We start from the raw sequence: 22,009 nt of genomic DNA on the forward strand, positions 1-22,009 counted from the left end.
TCCTGAACGGCCTCTTTGGCGTCTTCGGCTTTGCTTTCAGCCGTTGCCTTGGCATCGGCCAATTTTTCTTCAGCATCTTCTTTAACCGCCTCAGCCTTGGCTTTAACGTCAGCAACCTTGTCCTGAACGGCCTCTTTCAGGTCTCCGACTTTATCGACAAGAGTAGCTTTTACGGTACCCAACCGTGTTTCGGCCTTGCCTTTTTCTTCAGCTTGCCACTGACGGTAGAGGTCGGCCAAATGCTTGGTGGTTTCTTTAACGGTGGTCCCTTGTTCTTCGCAGGCTTGTTCCAAGCGGTGTGCGGTGCGCATCAATTCCTGGTAGGCAGCCTCGGTGCGTTGTTGAAGGTCTTTTAAATCTTTCATTAAAGGTCATCCTTTCTGACTGGTGGGTTAAATGGCGACGTTGGCTTATGAATATTGTACCATAGGTTGGAAAATGAAGGGCATTTATTGACGTTGGTCTCTTAAAATGCTATACTTTTAACAGCTTTAATCATCAAGATAGGGCCGTTTCAGGGACTTATCTTCGTGTCAGTGCCCGGTTGATGTACGCGCATCAGACTGGGCTTTTTCTTTGTCGAGAGGGGTTGGGAGATGGACAACAAACTGCGGCTGTACGGTTTCAACAATTTAACGAAGTCGCTGAGCTTTAATATTTATGACGTTTGCTATGCCCGCACGGAGCGGGAACAACGCGACTATGTTGCCTATATAGATGAACAGTATAATTCTGAGCGGTTGACGGATATTTTATTGCATGTGACCGATATGATTGGCGCCCATGTTTTAAACGTCAGCAGCCAAGACTATGATCCCCAAGGTGCCAGCGTGACCATCATGATTGCTGAAGAAGCGATGGTGCCGAACCTGGACGGAGAAACGGTGGTGGCCCACCTGGATAAGAGTCATGTTACAGTACATACTTACCCGGAATACCATCCGGAAAACGCCATTGCGACGTTTCGGGTGGACATTGATGTGGCCACTTGTGGTGAAATCACCCCGCTATCCACCCTGGACTACCTCATCGGTAGCTTTGATTCGGATATTATCACCATGGATTATCGGGTGAGGGGCTTTACGCGGGATGTCAATGGCCGCAAGGTCTTTAACGATATTGCCATGACCAGCATTCAGGATTTTATCGCCCCGGAAATTTTGCGTGAATACGATGCCTATGATGTGAACGTGTATAAGATCAACAGCTTCCACACCAATATGTTGATTAAAGATATGCGCTTGCAGGACTACCTCTTCAATACAGATGTCTACGAAATCCCGCCCACCACGCGGCTGGAAATCAGCGATAATTTGCGCAAAGAGATGTTGGATATTTTCCACGGGACCAATATTTATTAAGGGATAAAGGAGTTTGTCTTATGGACCAGGAACAGATGCCCATTTTGGCGGCATTGGAAGAATTAAAGGTGAATCGGGTTGTTCCCTTTGATGTGCCGGGGCATAAACGCGGCCGCGGTAATCCGGAACTCACTGCTTTTTTAGGTGATCAATGTGTCTCCGTAGACGTTAACTCTATGAAACCCTTGGATTTTCTGTGTCACCCCGTATCGGTCATCAAGGCGGCTGAAGATCTGGCTGCCGATGCCTTTCAGGCTGCCCATGCCTTTCTGATGGTGGGCGGAACGACCAGCTCCGTGCAAGCCATGGTTTTGTCCGCCTTGTCGCCGGGAGATGCGATTATTTTACCGCGGAATGTCCATAAAAGCGTGATCAATGCGTTAATGCTGGTTGATGCAAAACCGGTGTACATTAACCCGCAAACCCATCCTCGCCTGGGCATTTCCTTGGGGATGCAGGTGGAAGATGTCCGCCGTGCCATAGCAGCCCATCCGGAAGCCAAGGCTGTTTTGGTGAACAACCCCACCTATTACGGGATTTGCTCAAACCTACCCGCCCTTGTGGAAATGGCTCATGCGGCAGACATGTTGGTCTTGGCTGATGAAGCGCACGGCACGCATTTTTATTTTGGTGAGGATATGCCAGTAGCGGCCATGCACGTGGGGGCGGATATGGCGGCGGTATCTATGCATAAGAGCGGCGGGTCTCTGACCCAAAGTTCTATTTTACTGACTGGTCCCAATGTGAACGCAGATTACGTTCGGCAAATTATCAACATTACCCAAACAACGAGCGGCTCCTACCTGCTGCTTTCCAGTCTGGACATCAGCCGCCGGAATTTGGCGGTGCGGGGGAAAGACATTTTTCGCCGGGTCCTCCAGGAAGCTGACTACGCCCGGTCGGAAATTAACGCCATAGGGGATTATTACGCTTACGGACCGGAAATCATTGACGGCGATGCGGTTTATGACTTTGACCGGACCAAGCTGTCGGTCAATACCCTTGAGCTGGGGCTGGCGGGCATTGAAGTATACGATATTTTGCGGGACGATTATGATATTCAGACGGAATTTGGCGATTTGGGCAATCTTTTGGCCTACCTTTCTTTCGGTGACCGGCCGAAAGACGTTGAGCGCTTGGTGGCTGCGCTGGCAGAAATTCGCCGGCGCTTTCGGAGGCCCGGCCAGGACATGTTTGACCAGGAATACATCAGTCCTGTGGTGACGATGACCCCCCATCGGGCCTTTTACGCTGCTAAAGAATCTCTTCCTTTGGCAGAGACAGAGGGACGGATCTGCGCCGAATTTGTCATGAGCTATCCACCGGGCATTCCAATCTTGGCCCCCGGCGAAACCATTACCGAAGAGATTATTCGTTACATCGTTTACAGTAAAGACAAGGGCTGCTCCCTGACCGGCCCGGAAGACATGGCGGTGGAGCACTTAAACGTTATTAAGGAGGGCTAATATGCAGCTGTGGTTTACCGAACCGCATACCGATACGGTGCAGCTGTCCATTAAAGTGGACCGGCAATTGCACAGTGAAATAAGCGATTTTCAACGCATCGACGTCTTTGAAAGCTTTGCCTTCGGTCGCTTCTTAACCCTGGATGGCTATATGATGTTGACCGAACGGGACGAATTCATCTACCATGAAATGATTACCCATGTGCCCATGGCCGTTCATCCCCAGGTGCGTCGTGTGCTCGTCATCGGCGCCGGAGATGGAGGGGTCCTGCGTGAATTGGGCCGTTATCCGGAAATTGACCGCATTGATATGGTGGAGATAGACCAACGGGTGGTGGAAGTCTGCAAAGAATACCTGCCCCAGACCGCGGTAGGCTTTGAGGATCCGCGCATTCATTTTTATTTTGAAGATGGGCTGAAATTTGTGCGCGCGCCGGAAGGCGTCTACGACCTGATTATCGTCGATTCCACCGACCCCTTCGGTCCGGGTGAGGGGCTCTTTACCAAAGAGTTTTATGGCAATTGTTTTAAGGCCCTTAAAGAAGACGGGATAATGGTCAACCAGCATGAAAGCCCCTTTTATCCGGAAGACGCCCGCGCCATGCAACGGGCCCATAAACGCATTGTGGAAAGTTTTGACCACGCCCGTGTCTACCAGGTCCACATTCCCACCTACCCCAGCGGGCACTGGCTATTTGGGTTCGCTTCTAAAAAATATCACCCGGTCCGGGATTTGGATGCGGCGCGCTGGAATGCTCGCGGCCTGACCACCCGGTATTACAACACCAACCTGCACCAAGGCAGCTTCTATTTGCCCAATTATGTGCAGCGCCTTTTGGAAGCGGTGGAAGATGAATAAATTGCAGCTGGAACCATCAACCTTTATTGCTTGTGATGCCAGCTGGGAAACGGCTGAGACCATCCTTTTCGGTGCCCCCTTTGACGGCACCACCAGCTTCCGTCCCGGCACCCGGTTCGGCCCTGCAGCAGTGCGGCTGGACAGCGATGGCTTGGAAACCTATAGCCCCTATCAGGACAAGGACCTGGAAGATATCGCCGTCATGGACAGTGGCGATTTAGCGCTCCCCTTTGGCGATACTGAAGCCGCACTGGAGATGATCACAGAGCGGACGGAAAGTATTTTGGCAGCGGGAAAACGGCCTTTTATGATTGGCGGCGAGCACTTGGTGACCTTGGGCGCCATGCGCGCCGTTGTAGCCTACCATTCAGAAGTAGAGGTGCTCCATTTTGACGCCCACGCTGACTTGCGTGACGATTATTTGGGCGTGTCCCTTTCACATGCCACCGTTATGCGCCGCGTCAGTGAGCTGATTTCACCGGACCGCCTGCACCAGTTCGGCATTCGCAGCGGCACCCGGGAAGAGTTCACCTACGCCCGCGCCCATACAGACTTTCACCCCTTTACCGTAACCGCCGTAGCGGATCTGGCAAAGACCCTGGGCAATAAACCTGTCTACCTCAGCCTGGATATGGACGTCTTAGACCCGTCCATATTTCCCGGCACCGGTACCCCTGAAGCCGGCGGCATCACCTGGCGTGACCTGCTCGGTGCCTTACTCGCCTTGCGTGGTTTAAATATCATCGGTATGGACGTCAACGAGCTATCCCCCCACTATGACCCTTCCGGCGTCTCCACGGCCGTTTACGGCAAAACCATTCGCGAAATGCTGCTTTTGGTGGATTAAGAAGGGGACCAGCATAAAAAATCAAAGAAGTTGCTTATAAAAAAGGCATCGGGAATTCCTAAGGGTGGGAATTCCCGATGCCTTTTTTATAGCGCATTATTGAGTAGGTTCAGAAGATCATCTAAATGATTTACGGTTATGTCGGCTTCTGCTTGTAGGAGGGCCCATTCTTGGTCACTTTGGCCGTCTGCCTGGATGGCGATGGTGACGCAATCGGCGCGGTGGGCAGAGCGGAGGCCGTTGATGTGGTCTTCGATGACCCAGACGGTTTGCGGATCGGCTTCCAGTTGGGCGGCGGCTTGGGTATAAAAAGTTGCGTCGTCTCGGTCTTGGTGGCTTTCTGCGGTGGAGGCCATGGCGGTGATGGACTCGGCGCAGCCGGTGCGGTCAGCCAGTTGGGTCATCAGGTCCAAGGGGGCATCGGAGATGGCGAGGACGGGGACCTGGTGGTCGCGGCAGGTTTCTAGCAAGGCTTTGGCGCCGGGCTGGAGGCTTGCTTCGCGGCGGTAATACTCGTCCAGGTCGTACTCAAATTCGTAGAGCATTTGGGTAATGCCATCCGGTACAGAATAGTTGTGTTTAATATAGGCGGCGGCACCGGCCAAGGTACGGGGGCGTAAAATGCTGGCCAAATCGGGGCCGGCCTCTTTGCCAACGCCGTTCAGATAGGTTTCGGCTAAGGCGGCCCACACGGTGTGGGTATCGCACAGGACACGGTCAAGCGGAATCACCAGGGCGGTGGGCCGGTCTGTTTCCACGGCGCCAAAAACGGCTTCTACTTGGGCACGCAAGGCTTTTGCGGTTTCAAGCGGGTCACTTGTGTGGTACAGGGCTGAAATAACGGCGGCGCCGGCGCAGCCCAGGCCTTCCAGCTGGGCCATGTTATCGCCGTTAATGCCGCCGATGGCAACAACGGGAATGTCTACGGTGTCGCAAATATTTTTAAGCAGGTTATGGTCCAGGCTGGCGGCGTCTTTGCTGGGACTTGTGAAGACAGCGCCGCAGCCTAAGTAGCTGGCGCCTCCGTTTTGGGCGGCTCGGGCCTCTTCAAGATTATGGGCGGAAATGCCGATAATTTTGTCCGGGCCGAGCTTCAACCGGGCTAAGCGTAAGGCAGCGTCATCTTGGCCAAGATGGACGCCATCGGCGTCAATTTCTCGCGCCAATTCGACGTCATCGTTAACGATAAAGGGGACCTTGTAGCGGTGGCACAGGTCGCGCAGGGCAAGGGCATCCGGCCGGACGGCTTCACGGCTGCGATTTTTATCGCGCAGCTGCAACATGGTCACGCCGCCGGCTAAGAGGGCTTCGGTTTGGGCGATGAGGGCATCGCCGGTCAGGTGGTCGCAATCGGTGATGGCGTATAAACGCAGATGGTTGGGATTCATAGGTCTCCTTTCTCAATGCCGGTTTATTTGGCGATACTCAGCTGGTCGAAGTAGGCCACGATGGCATTTAAAAAACCTTTTTCAATGGGTTTCAAGGGGTAGAGGCTGCTGTAAATTAAGTAGTAATCGACGGATAAGTCGTCGCCGTTCACAAAGGGACGCCAGATAATATCGCCAGATTCATAATCGCGATCGCCTGAAGCAATCAGTCGGGGCAGGGCAACGACGTGGGTGCCGGTGCTGAGCATCAGGTGCTTGACGTGGGCCAGCGAATCCACTTCAATATGGGTGCGCTCTTTAAGGCGCCGGCGGCCGACCGTATTGCCCATCATGTACAGACGGTTATAGGCGGTATTGTCCGGGGTCTTGGTGAGCAGGTTCAATTCAATGCTGGGATAGGCTAAAAAATCATCGATGCTGATGACGTCTTTGCTGGCCAGCGGATGTTTACCGGACATGTGGGCCACAAAGTTGTCGCTGAAAATATGGGTAGAAGTAATGTTGTCCCGTGCCAATTGGGCCAAAACTTCTTCGCACGTTTTCGGTTGGATGGGCACTAGAGCAAAGGTGCCGGGGACATTGGTCAATTCGTCCACTACTGCATCGGTGATGATTTGAGGTGGAAATTCTTTAAGCTCCAGGTTCACTTCCGGATAATCTTTTTGGAAGGAAGTCATCAGCTCCAGCAGGACCCCAAAGGAGATGGCCGGAATCGTCATCAGGCGAATTTTATCCGGCGGTTGGGCAGCCCGCACAGCTTCATAGATCCGCGCTTCACAATTGACCAATTCAGAGGCGATTTTCACCACTGCTTCACCCATGGGCGTCGGGTAAACGCCACTGCGCAAGCGTTCAAAGAGTTTGACCCCAAGCTCGTCCTCCAGGCCGGAGATGGCTGTAGAAAGAGAGGGCTGGGTGATGAAAACGTTTTCGGCCGCTTTGGAAAATGAGCGGGTCCGGTATAATTCCAGTAAATAGTGCAATTGCTCTATGCGCATAGGACTTCCTTTCCGCGTACGGGTGTCATACGCTTGATTAAAGTATCGGTTTAGACCGTATGGCTTAAATTATAGCACAAGAGCCGATAAAAAAAGAGTGGGCGAGCGGTGTGTTTGCCATATTTTGTTTGACCCTTACGCGCCAAACCGTTATGATAGACATAGACCAGTGCAATTCAATCGAGGTGATGGATATGTTATCAGGAAGAAAAGTACTGCTTGAAAAACCGCAGATTCAAGACGCGGATGTCCTGCAAAAATGGTATCTGGATAAAGAATTCCGTTTATTATACGATGGCTATCGGGGCAATTCATTGGACATGGTTATGGCTGAAATCAAGGCCGGTCGTGACATCACCGATCCGCATGCGGAACGGTTGAATTTTTTGGTGCGTGCCAAGTACAATCAAGAGCCCATCGGGGTGGCGGCGATTATGGACATTGACCGCCAAAACGGTCATGCTGCTATTGCGCCGGGCATTGCCGATGAAAGCAAGCGCCTCTTGGGCTATGGCTTTGACTTGATGGTGGTCCTCTGTGATACGGTATTTTATGATTTCGGTTTCCGGCGGGTGTATATGCGCGTTAACGATAATAACCAGCTGGGGCTGCGGTCGGCGCTGTCGTTCGGTTTTCAAGCAGAAGGACAGCTGCGCGACCATATTTTTACCGGCGCCCGCTATGTGGACCAGTGGGTTGTGGGCCTCTTAAAAGATGAATATGAGCAACTTTCTGTGGTAAAACGCTGGAAGGCGCGCGCTTAGTCTTGCGCCGGGCGTGGACAAATTGTACAATAATGGCAACGATGGGAGCCTTGCCCCATACGTTGCCGTTTTTTATTGCGTTCATTAAATGACACCTGGATCCATAGGACCGGGATGGATTGCACAGCTGTCTGTGTGATCCCGACACAGAGGAGTGTGCAAAACATGAAAAACTTATCGACACAGAAACTGGTGGTGGCCGGTCTTTTAGGGGCGGTCTGCATTGTCATGGGGATGACGGGGCTGGGGATGATTCCGGCGCCAACCCCATCCGGGCGAGCGACAATCATGCACATACCGGTGATTTTGGCGGGCATCTTAGAAGGCCCCCTAGTTGGTGGGCTGACCGGCTTAATCTTTGGCGTATACAGCTTTTTGACCCCGACGGGCGTGATTCCTGCAGATCCGATTGTGCGCATTTTGCCGCGGATTCTTATTGGATTGACCAGTGCCTGGACCTTTCGGGCCCTGTATAAGCATCGCAGCCTTGCGGCGGCGATGGCCGGCATTGTCGGTACGGTGACCAATACTCTGGGCTTCTTAGGCCTGGCGGTGCTGATTGGTTATTTACCGGCAAAAACGCTGGTTCTCTTTATCCCGCAATTTTTTGCAGAATTGCTTATAGCAACAGTGCTGGTGGTGATTTTGACCAAGGCGCTGGCGCGGTTTATCCAAATCAAGGAATCATAAATGGACTTGTGCTTTTGACGGCAGCTGTAGGCTTGGAGGAGGCAGCATGTTACTGGCTTTTGATACAGGCAATACGAACACGGTCATCGGTTTATACGACGGCGACGAGTTATGCGGTTCCTGGCGATTTGCAACCGACCCGCGCCGGACGGTCGATGAATATGGCTTGTTTTGCTTTGACTTGTTTAATTTTCATCAGTATAATTTTGCCGATGTGGACAGCATGATTATTTCTTCGGTGGTGCCGGATGTGACCAGCACCCTGGCTGCCATGGGCAGGCAATATTTTCATGTAGAGCCCTTGGTGGTGGAAGCGGGCATTAAAACAGGCTTGCCCATCCGGTATGAAAATCCCAAAGAGGTGGGGGCAGACCGCATTGTCAATGCAGTGGCCGCCATTGACCGTTATGGAACGCCCTGTATTATTGTTGACTTTGGTACGGCGACAACTTTTTGTGTGGTTAATGAACAGGGTGAATACATGGGCGGTGCCATTACCACCGGCATCGGCATTTCCATGGATGCCTTGTTTTCCCATGCGGCGAAACTGCCGAAGGTGGACTTGAAAGCGCCACCGTCAGCTATTGGGCGCAATACGGTTAACGCTATGCAGAGCGGCTTGGTTTATGGTTATGCCGGTTTGGTGGATGCCATGATTGTCCGCCTGTGTGATGAGATGGGCTATGACCCGGAAAAAACAGCGGTGGTGGCCACCGGTGGTCGCAGCGATATGATTTGTAAACACACATCGTATGTGGATAAAGTGGACATGAAATTAACCATTCATGGGTTGCGTATTTTAGCGGACCGCAACCGGAGTGATGCGCATGATTGACGTTTGCCTTTTGGGAACCGGCGGCATGTTGCCGTTGCCGAAACGGTTTTTAACCGCCTTACTGGTCCGGGTAGAAGGGCGATCGGTCTTGATTGATTGCGGTGAAGCAACACAAGTGACCTTGCACCGGACCAATTTCAGCCCGGTTACCATTGACCATATTTTGTTTACGCATTTTCATGGGGACCATTGCAGCGGTTTGCCGGGCCTCCTGATGACCATTGCCAACAGTGGGCGGACGGCACCCTTGCATTTATGGGGCCTTCCCGGTCTGGAAAAAGTGGTTCGCGGTTTAACGGTTATCTGTGAATATTTGCCCTTTAAACTGGTGCTGCACGAACTACCCGCTGACCAGGGCGAGGGCTTTGAAGCGGCCGGGCTACAGTGGCAGACTTGCCCGGTCAAGCACCGGGTCCCCTGCCTGGCCTACAGCGCCTACTTGCCCCGGATCGGTCGCTTTGATGCGCAGCGGGCAAAAGCACTGGGCATCCCGGTGACCTATTGGTCTCGGCTACAAAATGGTGAGGAAGTGGTGGTTGACGGACAAAGCTTTCAGCCATCGGATGTGCTTGGGCCGGAACGGCGTGGCTTACGGGTCACTTACGCAACGGATTGCCGGCCATCGGACCAATTGACAGACTTGGCTCGAGGCAGCGATCTTTTGATTGCGGAAGGCCTGTATGGCGACCCTGCCAAGCAAGCCGATGCCAAAAGTAAAGGTCATATGGTCTTTCACGAAGCGGCCCACTTAGCCAAAGCTGCTGGTGTAGATGACCTGTGGTTGACCCATTACAGCCCGGCCATGCTTGATCCGAAGGAATTTTTACCGGCAACACGCAATATTTTTCCGCAAACACAAGTGGGCTTTGATCGAAAAATGACGACATTGCGCTTTAAAGAAGAGGTATAAAGGAGGCCCCCATGCGATTTCTTATGAAAAATCGGAGCAAGCCGGCATTTACCTTGATTGAGCTGTTGGTGGTTCTGTCCATTATTGCTATCTTGGCGGTGCTTTTAGTGCCCCGCCTTATGAATTACACAGCCCAGGCGCGAGAAGCGGCCGCCCTGCAAAATGCACAAGCGGTGGTCACAGCTGTAGAGCTTTACAGTATGGATGACAAAAATGCAAGCACTGCTTTAAACGGTGGTACCCTTACCCAAGCCCAATTGCAGCCCTATTTAAAAATGCCGCAGGGGGCGGATGTTAATTTCGGCGAGGTTACCCTATTGCCCGGCGGAGATGTCCAAGGGACGGTGACAACGAAAAACATCAGCGTAGACCTGGCGACCATGAAGGTGGTCGGTAAATCGGATTGACCGCCATACAGGGATATGATAAAATTAACCAAGAAATGGATTAAAGGGGAGTAGCACCGGCCATGGCCGGCGGTTGTTTCGTCAATACGCGCACTTGCGCCGGAGCAATCGGATCCAATGGATATTGCAAGACCTTTGCCATCTTTATACCGCGCACAGGTATAAAGGGGCAAAGGTTTTTTTGTATCCTGCTAACAGACAGAGAGGAGATTGGGATGATCATTGATTTTTTATCGCATTTTGATGCGGCCTTATTGATGCGGTATCTTGCTGTTTTCTTTATTTTGGTTTTTATGGAAGGCCTTTTATCGGCAGACAACGCCTTGGTATTGGCGGTGATGGTGCGGCCCTTGCCGGAAAATCACCGCAATGAGGCCCTGTTTTACGGGCTGATCGGTGCCTTTGTTATGCGCTTTGGCGCCCTGTTTATTATTTCTTATCTGGCCAATATTTGGCAGGCACAAGCGGTGGGCGCCGCCTACCTGCTTTATGTGGCGGCTAAAAACCTGCACGCCTACGCTAAAAAAGAAGAAGCGGTTACGCCGGAAACGGTGTTGAAAGAGCCGGTAAAAAAGGAATATTCACGAAAAGTTTTTTGGCTGACCGTTGCTAAGGTTGAATTGGCGGACATTGCTTTTGCGGTGGATTCTATTTTGGCGGCTGTGGCGATTGCCATGAGTTTGCCGCCCTTAGGTCATTCCCACATCGGCGGATTTGACACCGGGCGCTTTTTGGTGGTCTTCTTAGGCGGTTTGGCCGGCCTGATTTTAATGCGGTTTGCGGCCACCGTTTTTGTCAAATTGCTGGACCACCGTCCAAAATTGGAAAAGGCGGCCTTTATCCTGGTCGGCTGGGTAGGGATCAAATTGATTGTCGTCACCTTGGCCCATCCGGCGGTGGGCATCATTGCTGAAGATTTCCCGCATTCCATTCCCTGGCAGATTATCTTCTTTGGCACCATGGCGGCCATTGCGGCTTGGGGCTGGGTGTCTTCCGCACCGGAGGAAAATCATGCTGAATAAGTCGCCGTTCGGCTTGGCCCCTATGGCTGGATTTTCAGACCGGGCCATGCGCCTGTTGGCACGCCGGTACGGTTGCGGATGGCAAATAACGGAAATGGTCAGCGCTAAAGCCCTGGTCTACCACAACAAAAAAACCGCCGGATTGCTGAATACAGCCGGCGAAGAAGACCCCATCTCTGTTCAAATTTTTGGCGCAGAGCCGGCGATTATGGCAGAGGGGGCGGCTATTGCTGTTGACCAGGGGGCGCGGGCCATTGATATCAATATGGGCTGCCCGGTGCCCAAAGTTGCCAACAACGGTGAAGGCAGCGGCCTTTTAAAAACACCGGAGCGAGCCTGTGCTGTAGCCGCAGCAGTGGTGCAGGCGGTGGAGGTGCCCGTCAGCGTAAAAATTCGTATCGGCTGGGATAAGCCCTTGCCCAACTTGCCGGATTTTGCGGCTGCCTTAGCAGAAACCGGCATCAGGGCCTTGACCGTCCACGGGCGAACGCGACAAGCCTATTACAGCGGGACGGCTGATTGGGCTGCCATACGCAGCGTGGTCGAAGCGGTTTCTATTCCGGTTTATGCCAACGGCGATGTTCTTGCAGCTGAAGATGGCGTCCGTATTTTGCAGGCCACCGGCGCTGCCGGGGCTCTCGTCGGCCGCGGTGCCTTGGGCAGGCCTTGGTTTTTTGCCCAACTGAATGCTGCTCATGCCGGTCAGCCGATTCCGCCGGATCCAAGTGCTGCCGAACGGGCTCAGCTGATGGTCGACCATGCCCGTCTGGCCATTGAAGATAAAGGGGAGGCCCTTGCCATGCGTGAATTGCGTAAGGTGCTGGGCCATTATGTTAAAGGCTTGCCCGGTGCCGTTCGTTTCCGCGGTGGGGCGGCGCAAATGAGCACCCTGGAAGATTTGGAGCACCTTTTGAACCACTGGCTGGCTGAACAAACTGGGGCCTGATGGATCACAGCTTGTCTTTATGTTCTGAAACAGGTAGAATATAAGTAGAGAATGACAAGAGTGGGAGGGATTTTAATGATGAACATTTCGGAAATGGACCAAGCCTTATTTGATGAGCGCATTCAAAACAATAAAGAAACCTGTATCATCGTTTTCACCAAAGAGTCCTGCAATGTTTGCCGCAAACTGGAACCAATTGTTGATAAACTTGCGGCCGAATACACGGCAGAAAACAAACCGGTTCAATTTTATCACATGGATGTTTTACAACCGGATGCTCGAAAAATATTTAAATCATGGAAGTTGGTTGGCGTGCCCCAAACGGTTTTCATTCGTGAAGGCGAATACGTTGACGCTTTACCCGGTGCATTAAATGAAGCCATCTTGCGTAAAGAAATTGATGCTTTGATCAATCCGAAAGAATCTTTTGTTGACCGCTTAAAGGGATTATTTAAATAAAACTTAGATAAAAAAGACACCTTTTCAGGCTGAGCTGAAGTCATCAGCCTTGCTTGAAAAGGTGTCTTTTTTTATTTTATGGATTTACCGTGCCGAAAATGCGGTCGCCGGCATCGCCCAAGCCAGGGACGATATAGCCGTGCTCGTTTAGAATCGGGTCTTTTTCAGCCAGGTAGACATTGACTTCCGGGTGTTCGTCGTGAACGCGCTGTAAGCCGATGTCCGTTCCCAAAATGGCGGCAAAGGTGATGTCCTTGGCGCCTTGACTTTTTAAGAAGCTAATGGCGTTACAGGCTGAACCGCCGGTGGCCAGCATCGGGTCTAAAACGATCACGTGAGCCTCGGTGACGTGGGCCGGCAGCTTGTGGTAATAGGGCTCCGGCACCAGGGTTTCTTCGTTGCGGGCCATGCCGATGTGGCCCACACAAGCCGTCGGCACGACAAACTGAAACCCTTCCAGCATGCCCAAGCCGGCGCGCAAAATGGGCACCAAAATAACCGATTGGTCAGCCAGGCGTTGACATTCGGTGGTGGTCAAGGGGGTTTCTACAGTGGCCTTGACCAGCGGAAAATCCCGGCTAATTTCATAGGCCATGAGCATGGCGATTTCATTGACCATTTGGCGAAATTGCGGTGAAGGGGTATTTTTATCGCGCAAGAAAGAGATTTTATGATGGATTAAGGGATGGTCAAAAATATGTGTAAATCCCATGCTGACCTCCTTAAACGTAAAGAGGGAAGCGGTCGGTCAGGTCTTTAACCAGGCGCGCGGCTGCTTCGGCATCTTTGTCAATAAGGGCGAGTTTCATAATATCGGCAATTTCCACCATTTCGGCTTCGCCCATGCCGCGGGTGGTCACCGCCGGTGTACCGATGCGCAAGCCGCTGGTAACGGTGGGCTTTTCTGTATCAAAAGGAATACCGTTTTTATTGGTCGTTACGCCCAGGTTGTCCAGAATTTCCTCCGCTTCTTTGCCGGTCATCCCGATGGCTTTTGTATCCATGAGGATTAGGTGGTTATCGGTGCCACCGGAAACCAGACGGAAACCGCGGTCCACCAGAGCCTCTGCCAAGGTTTTAGCGTTTGTCACCACCTGCTGCATATAGGTTTTGTAGTCCGGCTTCAAGGCTTCGCCAAAGGCGGCTGCCTTACCGGCAATGACATGCATCAGGGGGCCACCTTGGAGGCCGGGGAATACGGCTTTATCAATGGCTTTGGCCAAGTCCGCTTTACAGAGGATCAGGCCACCGCGAGGTCCGCGAAGTGTTTTATGGGTGGTAGAAGTGACCACGTCTGCATAGGGCACCGGGCTTTGGTGCAGACCGCAGGCCACCAGGCCGGCAATATGGGCCATATCCACCATAAATAGGGCGCCCACTTCCTTGGCCACGCGACCGATGCGTTCAAAATCAATTTCACGGGGATAGGCAGAAGCACCGGCCACAATCAGTTTTGGCTTGACCTCTTTGGCAACCTTTTCCAAGGCGTCATAGTCAATGGTCTCAGTTTCTTTATCCACACCGTAATCGGCGAAATTAAAATACGTTCCGCTGATGTTCACCGGACTGCCGTGGGTCAGGTGACCGCCGTGGGCTAAATTCATGCCCAGCACCTGGTCGCCCGGTTTAAGGAGGGCAAAATAAACAGCTAAGTTGGCATTGGCACCGCTGTGGGGCTGAACATTGGCATGTTCAGCGCCGAAGAGTTCTTTCAAGCGCTCACGGGCCAGGTCCTCGACCACATCTATGTGTTCGCAGCCGCCGTAGTAGCGTTTGCCAGGGTAGCCTTCAGCGTATTTATTGGTAAGAACGGAGCCTTGGGAGGCCATAACGGCACGGCTGGTGAAATTTTCGGAAGCGATGAGTTCAATTTTATTGCGTTGGCGATTTTCTTCTGCATCAATGGCATCTGCCAAAGCCGGATCTGTTGGACGAACGTATTGATCAATATAATCCATTCATATTCCCTCTTTCATCATGATGGCAAATCGTGTAAACTAGTTACATTATAGCGAAAGCCGGGATGGCATTCAACACTCTATCGAAAGGCGGCTGTTTGATTATATCTACAGCTGATGATACTTGTAGAATTAGCCGCAAGTGACGTCAACCAGCTTATTATAGCAGTCAGTTGATGATGACTAGGTTTATAAATTACAATCTCTCTTTAATTGATGTAGTAGTAATTTTTGCTTGCAAATTGTAAAAACCTTTGCTATACTGAGTCGTGCGCCGACATAGCTCAATTGGTAGAGCAGCTGATTTGTAATCAGCAGGTTGCGGGTTCGAGTCCCATTGTCGGCTTGGTGCTGATGTGGCTCAGTTGGTAGAGCAGCTGATTCGTAATCAGCAGGTCGCCGGTTCAAGTCCGGCCATCAGCTTGCGGCCTCAGATGATGAGGCCAATTTTTATGAAATTTATTAAACTTGTTGGACTTATACAAACAGTGGTCAACCAGTCAATTTATCAAATGGCGTTGACTTATTTTTGCAAGAGAGGCGATTTAATTATTTATAAATAACACTTGACGGCATGTTATTCCTGAGGCATAATATTCAAATGAGGATATACCGTAATCATTATTTAAATACCGCGACCGCATAAAACAAATGGAGGTTGTCGGATAAAAATTTTTAGGGGGAATCAAAATGACCAATGAATCTATTTATGAAACCAAACAGGCGCTGGTGCATGAAATCTTAAAGACCAGACGTGAACGAAATATGACTCAAAAGAACATTGAAGCGGCTTGCGGTGTCAAACAGCCGGTCATTGCACGGATGGAACGTGGCTTGACGGACCCGCAGCTGACCACCATTTTAAAAGTATTAGCACCCTTGGGGAAAACATTGGCCATTGTACCTCTGGATGTTGACGAAGACTAATAACATCATTTGCATCGCGGACGCTGCTGTCCGCGGTTTTTTTTTGCTAATATTATGGGCATTCATTGACGAAAAGCCCTTGTCCATTGTGTTTAGGGCCTTAATCGCTTACAATATATAAGTGGGAAAAGTTCATCTGACAGGAGGGACAAGATGGCAAAATCAAAATGGACCTATATGTGTCAAAACTGTGGCTATGAGTCCCCTCAGTGGTTGGGCAAATGCCCGGATTGCGGTGAATGGAACACCATGGTGGAACAGGTGCAGGAACCGGTGGCTCCAGCCTCTGCTAAGGCGGCCGTTTTGACGCCGCCGAAACAAGGCAAAAATCTTGCTGGTGGTCAGGCAGAGTTGCTATCGGCCATTGACAGCCGTCAGCTGAAGCGCATTCCGACCGGGTCCAGTGAATTAGACCGCGTCTTAGGCGGTGGACTGGTGCCGGGGGCTTTGATTTTATTGGCCGGAGACCCAGGCATCGGAAAATCCACCTTAACCATGCAGATGATGGCCACTGTCAAGCTGTCGGCCCCGGTCTTGTACGTTTCCGGTGAAGAATCACAGGGGCAGATTAAATCTCGCGCCAATCGTCTGGGGGCGGACGGCGATAAAATTTATCTTTTAACAGCCAACCAAATGGATGTGATTGAGCGTCATATTGATCAGCTCAAGCCTGGGTTAATCGTTTTGGATTCGGTGCAGACCGTTTACGATCCGGAACTCACTTCTGCACCCGGATCGGTGAGCCAACTGCGACAGGTGGCTGCCCGCAGTATGGGCTGGGCAAAGGGGCGTGGCATTCCGACGGTGCTCATCGGTCACGTGACCAAGGAAGGCAGTGTGGCCGGCCCGCGCGTTATGGAGCACATGGTGGATGCAGTCCTATATTTTGAAGGGGATCGCCATTCTCAATATCGGATTTTGCGAGCCTTTAAAAATAGGTTTGGCGCCAGTCATGAAATCGGACTTTTTGATATGACCCGGACCGGCTTACAGGAGGTGCCCAATCCGTCAGCTGCTTTTTTGTCGGAACGGCCACAAAATGCTGCCGGATCTGCGGTGACCGCCACCATGGAAGGCAACCGACCGATTTTATTAGAAGTACAGGCGCTGGTGGCCACATCGGTTTTCGGTTATCCACAGCGCAAAACGACCGGGGTGGACCATGCACGGGCCTTAATGCTGATGGCGGTTTTAGAAAAACGGTTAGGCCTTGCCTTGAGCAAAGAAGATATTTATCTAAACGTCATTGGCGGTTTGCGGATTGGCGAGCCGGCAGCAGACCTGGGCATTGCACTGGCGGTGGTGTCTGCCTTCCACAATCGCCCACTACCGGAAGATGTGGTCTTTTTGGCGGAAGTGGGGTTGACCGGCGAATTGCGCCGGGTCACCCAGCTGTCCAGGCGCTTACAGGAAGCGGCCCAAATGGGCTTTCGGCGGGCTGTTGTAGCGACCGGTAGCCGGGCCGATGATGTGGATATGGAATTGATTTCTTGTCAAAAACTGGCACAAGCCGTTGAAAAAATATGGGGGGTGTTGTGATGACCAAACAAAGCAATACGGCGGAAATTTTGGAAATGTTGCGCATTACCGCACCGGGGACACGCCTGCGGGAAGGCTTGGACAATGTGCTCCGGGCCAATACAGGTGGGCTCATCATCGTCGGTGATTACGATAAGGTGTCTGCTTTGGCGGAAGGCGGTTTTTTTATTGATGCGCCTTACTCTCCGGCCCACTTGTATGAACTGGCCAAGATGGACGGTGCGATTCTTTTGTCCGAGGACTGTAATAAAATATTTCGCGCCAACTGTCATTTAAATCCGGATCCGGGAACGCCGTCGATGGAGACGGGGATTCGGCATCGTACAGCTGAGCAAACCGCACGGCAAACCGGGGAACTGGTGATTTCTATTTCGCAGAGACGCCGCCTCATTACTCTGTACCGGGGATCTTACCGCTATGTTTTACGCGATACGACAACCCTTTTGAACACGGCAACGCAGGCAATTGAAGCTCTTGAAAAATATAAGAACGCCTTGGATGAGGCTTTTGTTCGCTTGTCCCTGGAAGAATTTGACGATATGGTGAGCTTATCGGACGTGGTGCAGGTTGTTCAACGCGCTGAAATGCTGAAGCGGGTGGATAAAGAATTAACCCTGTACATTGCCGAGTTGGGCAATGAAGGGCGCTTGGTTCGCATGCAGGCGGAAGAGCTGATGAGCAATGTGGACACCGATGAGCGGATGGCCTTGCGCGACTACCTGGTCTTTAATACGGAAGAATCCGAAATGGCTCAGGTTGATGCAGCCTTGGAGAAATTGGAACGGCTGAGCAGCGAGGACCTTTTGGACGGCGATCGCTTGGCGGGGATTTTAGGCTATGCCGGCTACAACGATAAAGAGCGCCGCAATATTTTGCTGTCGCGCGGTTATCGCATGTTGCATAAAATTCCGCGTTTGCCCTCTTCTGTTATCGATAATGTGGTGGAAACTTTTCATGATTTAAACCAGCTGACCAAGGCCAGCATTGATGCCCTAGATGAAGTGGAAGGCGTTGGTCCCGCCCGGGCTCAACAGATTTCAACCGGCTTGGATCGGTTGCGGACGCAGACGATTATGGATAGTCACTGGTTCTAAAGTTGGATAATGAAAGGAGGTGAACGTCATGCCTTTAAAAATTGTACGGGCGGTGCTGATGCTGTTTGGGGCGGTCAGCGGTTATTTAATTGGATCAGTGGGCTATCGTGAACTGATTGAGCCGCTCAACATCGGCTTCTTACCGGATTTTGCTTTTATGTCGATCGCCATTGGATTTGTTTTTTCATTATTATTTATTTTGATCGGCTTCGGTATTGCCGCCCCTGTCATGGATGCGTTCATTCATGGAACCCGTTTTTTAGAAAACCGCTTGTCAAATGTGCCTTTGCGTGGCTTGGTGGCCGGTACATTAGGCCTGATTGCGGGCTTGGTGGTGGCGCTGTTGATGATTCCGGCGGTGAAGACCCTGCCCTTGATTGGCGATTATATGCCCTTGCTCATTACACTGGTTTTGGGCTACCTGGGGGCCTCTTTAGGGTATCGTTGGCGTGATGCGCTCGTGGCCTTGCCTGAAACGGTGCTCTCTCATATGAACAAACGACAGGAGCGCAGACCGCGCCGGGAACCGTCGAAAATGGCGGTTGCCGAGCCATCGGCGGAATTTTTACCGGGCACACGGCCGAAGGTACTGGATACGTCTGTCATCATTGATGGGCGTATTGTGGATATTGCGCGTGCCGGCTTTTTGGAAGGCCCCTTGATTATGACGCCTTATGTACTGGACGAATTGCGCCATATTGCCGATTCCGGCGATACGTTAAAGCGCAATCGCGGACGCCGTGGATTGGACGTCTTAAACGACCTGCGGGAATTGGATGTGCCTGTGGTGACGCTAAACCGAGACTTTCCGGAGATCCCGGAAGTCGATGCCAAATTGGTGAAGCTGGCCAAAGAATTAAACGGCTGCGTGGTCACCAATGATTTTAATTTAAATAAGGTGGCGTCTTTTCAAAACGTGGAAGTCTTAAACGTCAATGAACTGGCCGGCGCCATTAAGACCGTTGTGCTGCCGGGCGAGACGATGCAGGTTGAAATTGTTGGTCGCGGTAAAGGTCAGAACCAAGGGGTCGGCTATTTGGACGACGGGACCATGATTGTGGTGGAAGGTGGTAAAGACCGCCTGGGAGAAACGCTGCCCGTGGTGGTGACGTCGGTCATTCAGACCAATGCAGGCCGGATGATCTTTGTGCGATTGGAGGATTAGCATGATTGGCATGGTCATTTTGGCGGCAGGTACTGGCAAACGGATGGGCGCCTCGGGCAATAAACTTTTCCTGCCCTTGGCCGGTCAACCGGTGCTGAGCCTGACGCTTCGCCATGCGGCGCGTGCCCTGCCTGGGGCGCCGATGATGCTGGTCTGTCGTTCAGGTGAAGAAGAGCTGGCCCGTCAGGCGGTTGTTACGGCCGGGCTGGACGAGGCATCGGTTATTATCACGGAAGGTGGCCCTGAACGGCAAGATTCGGTGCGCCTGGCCTTGGCCGCCATGCCGTCGACCTGGGACCAGGTCCTCATCCATGACGGCGCGCGGCCGATTTTGCGGGAGGAGCTGGTCCAACGATTGATTGGAGGGTTACTGCAAGCACCGGCCGTGGTACCTGCCTTGCCGGTAACGGATACGGTTAAACGTGTCGACGGGCAGGGCTATATTCTGGAAACGGTGCCAAGGGCCGATTTGCGCCGGGTGCAGACGCCACAAGCTTTTGAAGTCTCCCTTTTGCAGCAATGCCATGCGCGGGCTGTCACAGAAGGGCGGGCGGTGACTGATGATGCGGCGCTTTTGGAAGCTTACGGAGAAAGGGTTCTGACGGTTGCCGGCGACCCTTATAATATTAAAGTCACCGTTCCAACGGATTTACCACTGGCAGACTTGTATCTAAAGGAGTGCGGATTATGCGAATCGGATTAGGGACAGACGTTCATGCCTTTGCCGACGGGCGCTTGCTTATTTTAGGCGGAGTCCCCATCGACCATGCACGGGGCCTGGCCGGACATTCCGATGCAGATGTATTGGCCCATGCGCTGACTGATGCCCTCTTAGGCGCCGCAGGGCTGGGGGACATCGGCCGGCACTTCCCGGATACGGATCCGCAGTACCAGGGGGCGGACAGCTTGCTGCTTTTGCAAAAAGCCTATGCCCTGGTGCAGGCGGCCGGTTACGACTTGGTCAATGCAGATTGCGTGGTCATGGCCCAAGAGCCCAAACTAGCGCCCCACATTCCGGCTATGTCCGCCCGCTTGGCTGCAGCCCTGGCCGCAGATCCATCAGCGGTCCATGTTAAGGCGACGACCACAGAGGCCTTGGGCTTTGTTGGCCGGAAGGAAGGTATTGCCGCTCAGGCAGTGGTGCTGTTGGAGGAGACGCGATGACAGAAAGAGAAGCCTTCGGCTTATCGGCCTTAACCCTGGCCTGGGTAGGGGACGCCGTATATGAATTGCACATGCGCACCCAGCTGTTGACAAAGAGTCATAGAGCCTCCACCTTAAGTAAATTATGCGTGGACTTGGTCAACCACGGTGCCCAATCAAAGACCTTGTCCGGCCTGGAAGACCGTTTGACAGAACTTGAAGCGCAGGTGCTGCGCCGGGGGCGCAATGCCAACGGGTCTGTTCCCCGCGGAGGTAATGCTGGTGACTATCGCCGGGCGACCGGTTTGGAAGCCTTGGTCGGCTATTTATATTTAAGCGATCAGTCGGATCGTTTGCAGGAATTATTGTCCCTGGTAGATAAGGAGTGCGGCATTGAGTGTAGCGGATAATATTTTTATCAAAAATTGCAGGCAGATTTTAACAGAAGGCGTATGGGATACGGATTATGACGTCCGTCCCAAATGGGCAGACGGAAGCCCGGCGCATACGGTTAAAAGTTTCGGCATCGTCAATCGGTACAACTTGGCTGAGGAATTCCCGGCCTTGACCTTGCGACGGACCTATTATAAAAACGCAGTGGACGAATTGCTGTGGATTTGGCAAAAAAAATCCAACCGGGTGGCAGATTTAAAGAGTCGCATATGGGATGCCTGGCAACGGCCGGACGGCACTATTGGGAAGGCCTACGGTTACCAGCTCGGCGTGGTGCACCATTATGCAGAAGGCGATTTTGATCAGGTGGATAAATTGCTCTACGACTTGCGCCATACGCCACACAGTCGGCGCTTAATCACCAATATCTACAACCATGCCGACTTGCATGACATGGCCTTGTACCCCTGCGCCTATTCCATGACCTTTAACGTCAGCGGACGTAAGCTGAACGCCATTTTAAATCAACGAAGCCAGGACATGTTGACTGCGAACAACTGGAATGTGGTCCAGTATGCGGTTTTGGTCCACCTATTGGCCCAGGTCAGCGATCTGGAAGTCGGCGAGCTGGTTCACGTCATCGCCGATGCACACATTTATGACCGCCATGTGGACATGGTCCGAGAACTGATGGATAGACCACCCCGTCCGGCGCCACACTTGTGGTTGAATCCGGAGGTTACGGATTTTTACGCGTTTACAACAGATGATGTGGTCTTGGAAGCCTATGAGCCGCATGAGTTTGACCGAAAGATTCCGGTAGCAGAGTAGGTGATGA

At 52.2% G+C, this 22,009-nt stretch carries 24 protein-coding genes, 2 tRNA genes and 1 pseudogene; 22 read left to right on the forward strand and 5 right to left on the reverse strand.

What is annotated here, in order from left to right:
• Positions 1–365: pseudogene (locus tag BLQ16_RS04200) on the reverse strand (hypothetical protein); the annotation flags it as partial.
• Between the two features lie 231 nt (positions 366–596).
• Here BLQ16_RS04200 and speD point away from each other — a divergent pair.
• Genes speD through speB form a run of 4 tightly spaced genes read left to right on the forward strand, consistent with a single transcriptional unit; the run spans position 597 to position 4,533 of the window.
• Positions 597–1,361, forward strand: a complete 765-nt coding sequence (gene speD / locus BLQ16_RS04205) for an adenosylmethionine decarboxylase (RefSeq protein ID WP_091791501.1) — start codon at positions 597–599, stop codon at positions 1,359–1,361.
• Between the two features lie 20 nt (positions 1,362–1,381).
• Positions 1,382–2,827 carry an aminotransferase class I/II-fold pyridoxal phosphate-dependent enzyme gene (locus BLQ16_RS04210; protein ID WP_242868947.1) on the forward strand — a complete coding sequence of 482 codons (1,446 nt, stop codon included), beginning with the start codon at positions 1,382–1,384 and terminating at the stop codon, positions 2,825–2,827.
• Position 2,828: 1 nt separating this feature from the next.
• Positions 2,829–3,686, forward strand: a complete 858-nt coding sequence (gene speE, locus BLQ16_RS04215) for a polyamine aminopropyltransferase (RefSeq protein ID WP_091791502.1) — start codon at positions 2,829–2,831, stop codon at positions 3,684–3,686.
• On the forward strand, positions 3,679–4,533 hold the full coding sequence (gene speB / locus BLQ16_RS04220; protein WP_091791503.1) for an agmatinase: 855 nt from the start codon (positions 3,679–3,681) through the stop codon (positions 4,531–4,533). Before speE ends, speB begins: the two co-directional genes overlap by 8 nt.
• 86 nt (positions 4,534–4,619) lie before the next feature.
• On the opposite strand, the gene thiE is transcribed toward speB, so the two are convergent.
• Both thiE and BLQ16_RS04230 read right to left on the reverse strand, forming a co-directional pair.
• On the reverse strand, positions 4,620–5,921 hold the full coding sequence (gene thiE / locus BLQ16_RS04225) for a thiamine phosphate synthase (protein ID WP_091791504.1): 1,302 nt from the start codon (positions 5,919–5,921) through the stop codon (positions 4,620–4,622).
• 23 nt (positions 5,922–5,944) lie between these two features.
• Entirely contained in the window at positions 5,945–6,919 is a 975-nt protein-coding gene (locus tag BLQ16_RS04230; RefSeq protein WP_091791505.1) for a LysR family transcriptional regulator, read from the reverse strand.
• A gap of 194 nt (positions 6,920–7,113) precedes the next feature.
• Between BLQ16_RS04230 and BLQ16_RS04235 the strand changes: the two genes are divergently transcribed.
• From BLQ16_RS04235 to BLQ16_RS04270, 8 genes are all read left to right on the forward strand, one after another.
• Positions 7,114–7,683, forward strand: coding sequence for a GNAT family N-acetyltransferase (locus BLQ16_RS04235; RefSeq protein WP_091791506.1), 570 nt, complete (start codon positions 7,114–7,116; stop codon positions 7,681–7,683).
• A 165-nt stretch (positions 7,684–7,848) separates the two neighbouring features.
• Positions 7,849–8,373, forward strand: a complete 525-nt coding sequence (locus BLQ16_RS04240) for an ECF transporter S component (RefSeq protein WP_091791507.1) — start codon at positions 7,849–7,851, stop codon at positions 8,371–8,373.
• Positions 8,374–8,419: 46 nt separating this feature from the next.
• On the forward strand, positions 8,420–9,208 hold the full coding sequence (locus BLQ16_RS04245) for a type III pantothenate kinase (RefSeq protein ID WP_091791508.1): 789 nt from the start codon (positions 8,420–8,422) through the stop codon (positions 9,206–9,208).
• Positions 9,201–10,118, forward strand: a complete 918-nt coding sequence (locus BLQ16_RS04250; RefSeq protein ID WP_091791509.1) for a ribonuclease Z — start codon at positions 9,201–9,203, stop codon at positions 10,116–10,118. Before BLQ16_RS04245 ends, BLQ16_RS04250 begins: the two co-directional genes overlap by 8 nt.
• Before the next feature lie 11 nt (positions 10,119–10,129).
• The gene (locus tag BLQ16_RS04255) at positions 10,130–10,525 is read left to right on the forward strand and encodes a type II secretion system protein (protein WP_091791510.1); all 396 of its coding nucleotides are present in this window, start codon (positions 10,130–10,132) and stop codon (positions 10,523–10,525) included.
• 215 nt (positions 10,526–10,740) lie between these two features.
• Positions 10,741–11,547 (forward strand): TerC family protein, encoded by an 807-nt coding sequence (locus BLQ16_RS04260; RefSeq protein WP_091791511.1) that lies wholly within the window; start codon positions 10,741–10,743, stop codon positions 11,545–11,547.
• Positions 11,537–12,493: a tRNA dihydrouridine synthase DusB gene (gene dusB, locus BLQ16_RS04265; RefSeq protein WP_091791512.1), complete on the forward strand. Its 957-nt coding sequence runs from the start codon at positions 11,537–11,539 to the stop codon at positions 12,491–12,493. The genes BLQ16_RS04260 and dusB overlap by 11 nt, the downstream gene beginning before the upstream one ends.
• 75 nt (positions 12,494–12,568) lie before the next feature.
• Positions 12,569–12,952: a thioredoxin family protein gene (locus tag BLQ16_RS04270; protein ID WP_159427979.1), complete on the forward strand. Its 384-nt coding sequence runs from the start codon at positions 12,569–12,571 to the stop codon at positions 12,950–12,952.
• A 76-nt stretch (positions 12,953–13,028) separates the two neighbouring features.
• Here the strand turns inward: BLQ16_RS04270 and upp are convergent, their stop codons facing one another.
• Together upp and BLQ16_RS04280 are read right to left on the reverse strand one after the other, a co-directional pair.
• Positions 13,029–13,664: a uracil phosphoribosyltransferase gene (upp, locus tag BLQ16_RS04275; RefSeq protein WP_091791514.1), complete on the reverse strand. Its 636-nt coding sequence runs from the start codon at positions 13,662–13,664 to the stop codon at positions 13,029–13,031.
• 10 nt (positions 13,665–13,674) lie between these two features.
• Positions 13,675–14,910 (reverse strand): serine hydroxymethyltransferase, encoded by a 1,236-nt coding sequence (locus tag BLQ16_RS04280; protein ID WP_091791515.1) that lies wholly within the window; start codon positions 14,908–14,910, stop codon positions 13,675–13,677.
• A gap of 273 nt (positions 14,911–15,183) precedes the next feature.
• Here BLQ16_RS04280 and BLQ16_RS04285 point away from each other — a divergent pair.
• The 10 genes from BLQ16_RS04285 (at position 15,184) to thyA (ending at position 22,002) form a co-directional block, all read left to right on the forward strand.
• Positions 15,184–15,256: transfer RNA gene (locus tag BLQ16_RS04285), tRNA-Thr, on the forward strand.
• Positions 15,257–15,260: 4 nt separating this feature from the next.
• A tRNA-Thr gene (locus BLQ16_RS04290) sits at positions 15,261–15,333 on the forward strand.
• Between the two features lie 267 nt (positions 15,334–15,600).
• Entirely contained in the window at positions 15,601–15,837 is a 237-nt protein-coding gene (locus BLQ16_RS04295; protein ID WP_091791516.1) for a helix-turn-helix domain-containing protein, read from the forward strand.
• Between the two features lie 153 nt (positions 15,838–15,990).
• Positions 15,991–17,376: a DNA repair protein RadA gene (gene radA / locus BLQ16_RS04300; RefSeq protein WP_091791517.1), complete on the forward strand. Its 1,386-nt coding sequence runs from the start codon at positions 15,991–15,993 to the stop codon at positions 17,374–17,376.
• A complete protein-coding gene (gene disA / locus BLQ16_RS04305; protein WP_091791518.1) occupies positions 17,376–18,470 on the forward strand; it encodes a DNA integrity scanning diadenylate cyclase DisA in 1,095 nt (364 codons plus the stop codon). The genes radA and disA overlap by 1 nt, the downstream gene beginning before the upstream one ends.
• 28 nt (positions 18,471–18,498) lie before the next feature.
• Positions 18,499–19,635, forward strand: coding sequence for a PIN/TRAM domain-containing protein (locus tag BLQ16_RS04310; RefSeq protein WP_091791519.1), 1,137 nt, complete (start codon positions 18,499–18,501; stop codon positions 19,633–19,635).
• A gap of 1 nt (position 19,636) precedes the next feature.
• Entirely contained in the window at positions 19,637–20,338 is a 702-nt protein-coding gene (gene ispD / locus BLQ16_RS04315; RefSeq protein ID WP_091791520.1) for a 2-C-methyl-D-erythritol 4-phosphate cytidylyltransferase, read from the forward strand.
• Positions 20,323–20,799, forward strand: coding sequence for a 2-C-methyl-D-erythritol 2,4-cyclodiphosphate synthase (gene ispF / locus BLQ16_RS04320; protein WP_091791521.1), 477 nt, complete (start codon positions 20,323–20,325; stop codon positions 20,797–20,799). Before ispD ends, ispF begins: the two co-directional genes overlap by 16 nt.
• Entirely contained in the window at positions 20,796–21,188 is a 393-nt protein-coding gene (locus tag BLQ16_RS04325; protein WP_091791522.1) for a Mini-ribonuclease 3, read from the forward strand. The genes ispF and BLQ16_RS04325 overlap by 4 nt, the downstream gene beginning before the upstream one ends.
• Positions 21,172–22,002 carry a thymidylate synthase gene (gene thyA, locus BLQ16_RS04330; RefSeq protein WP_091791523.1) on the forward strand — a complete coding sequence of 277 codons (831 nt, stop codon included), beginning with the start codon at positions 21,172–21,174 and terminating at the stop codon, positions 22,000–22,002. The genes BLQ16_RS04325 and thyA overlap by 17 nt, the downstream gene beginning before the upstream one ends.
• Positions 22,003–22,009 lie beyond the last annotated feature (7 nt).

The organism is Peptococcus niger, assembly GCF_900101835.1.
Lineage (GTDB): Bacteria > Bacillota > Peptococcia > Peptococcales > Peptococcaceae > Peptococcus > Peptococcus niger.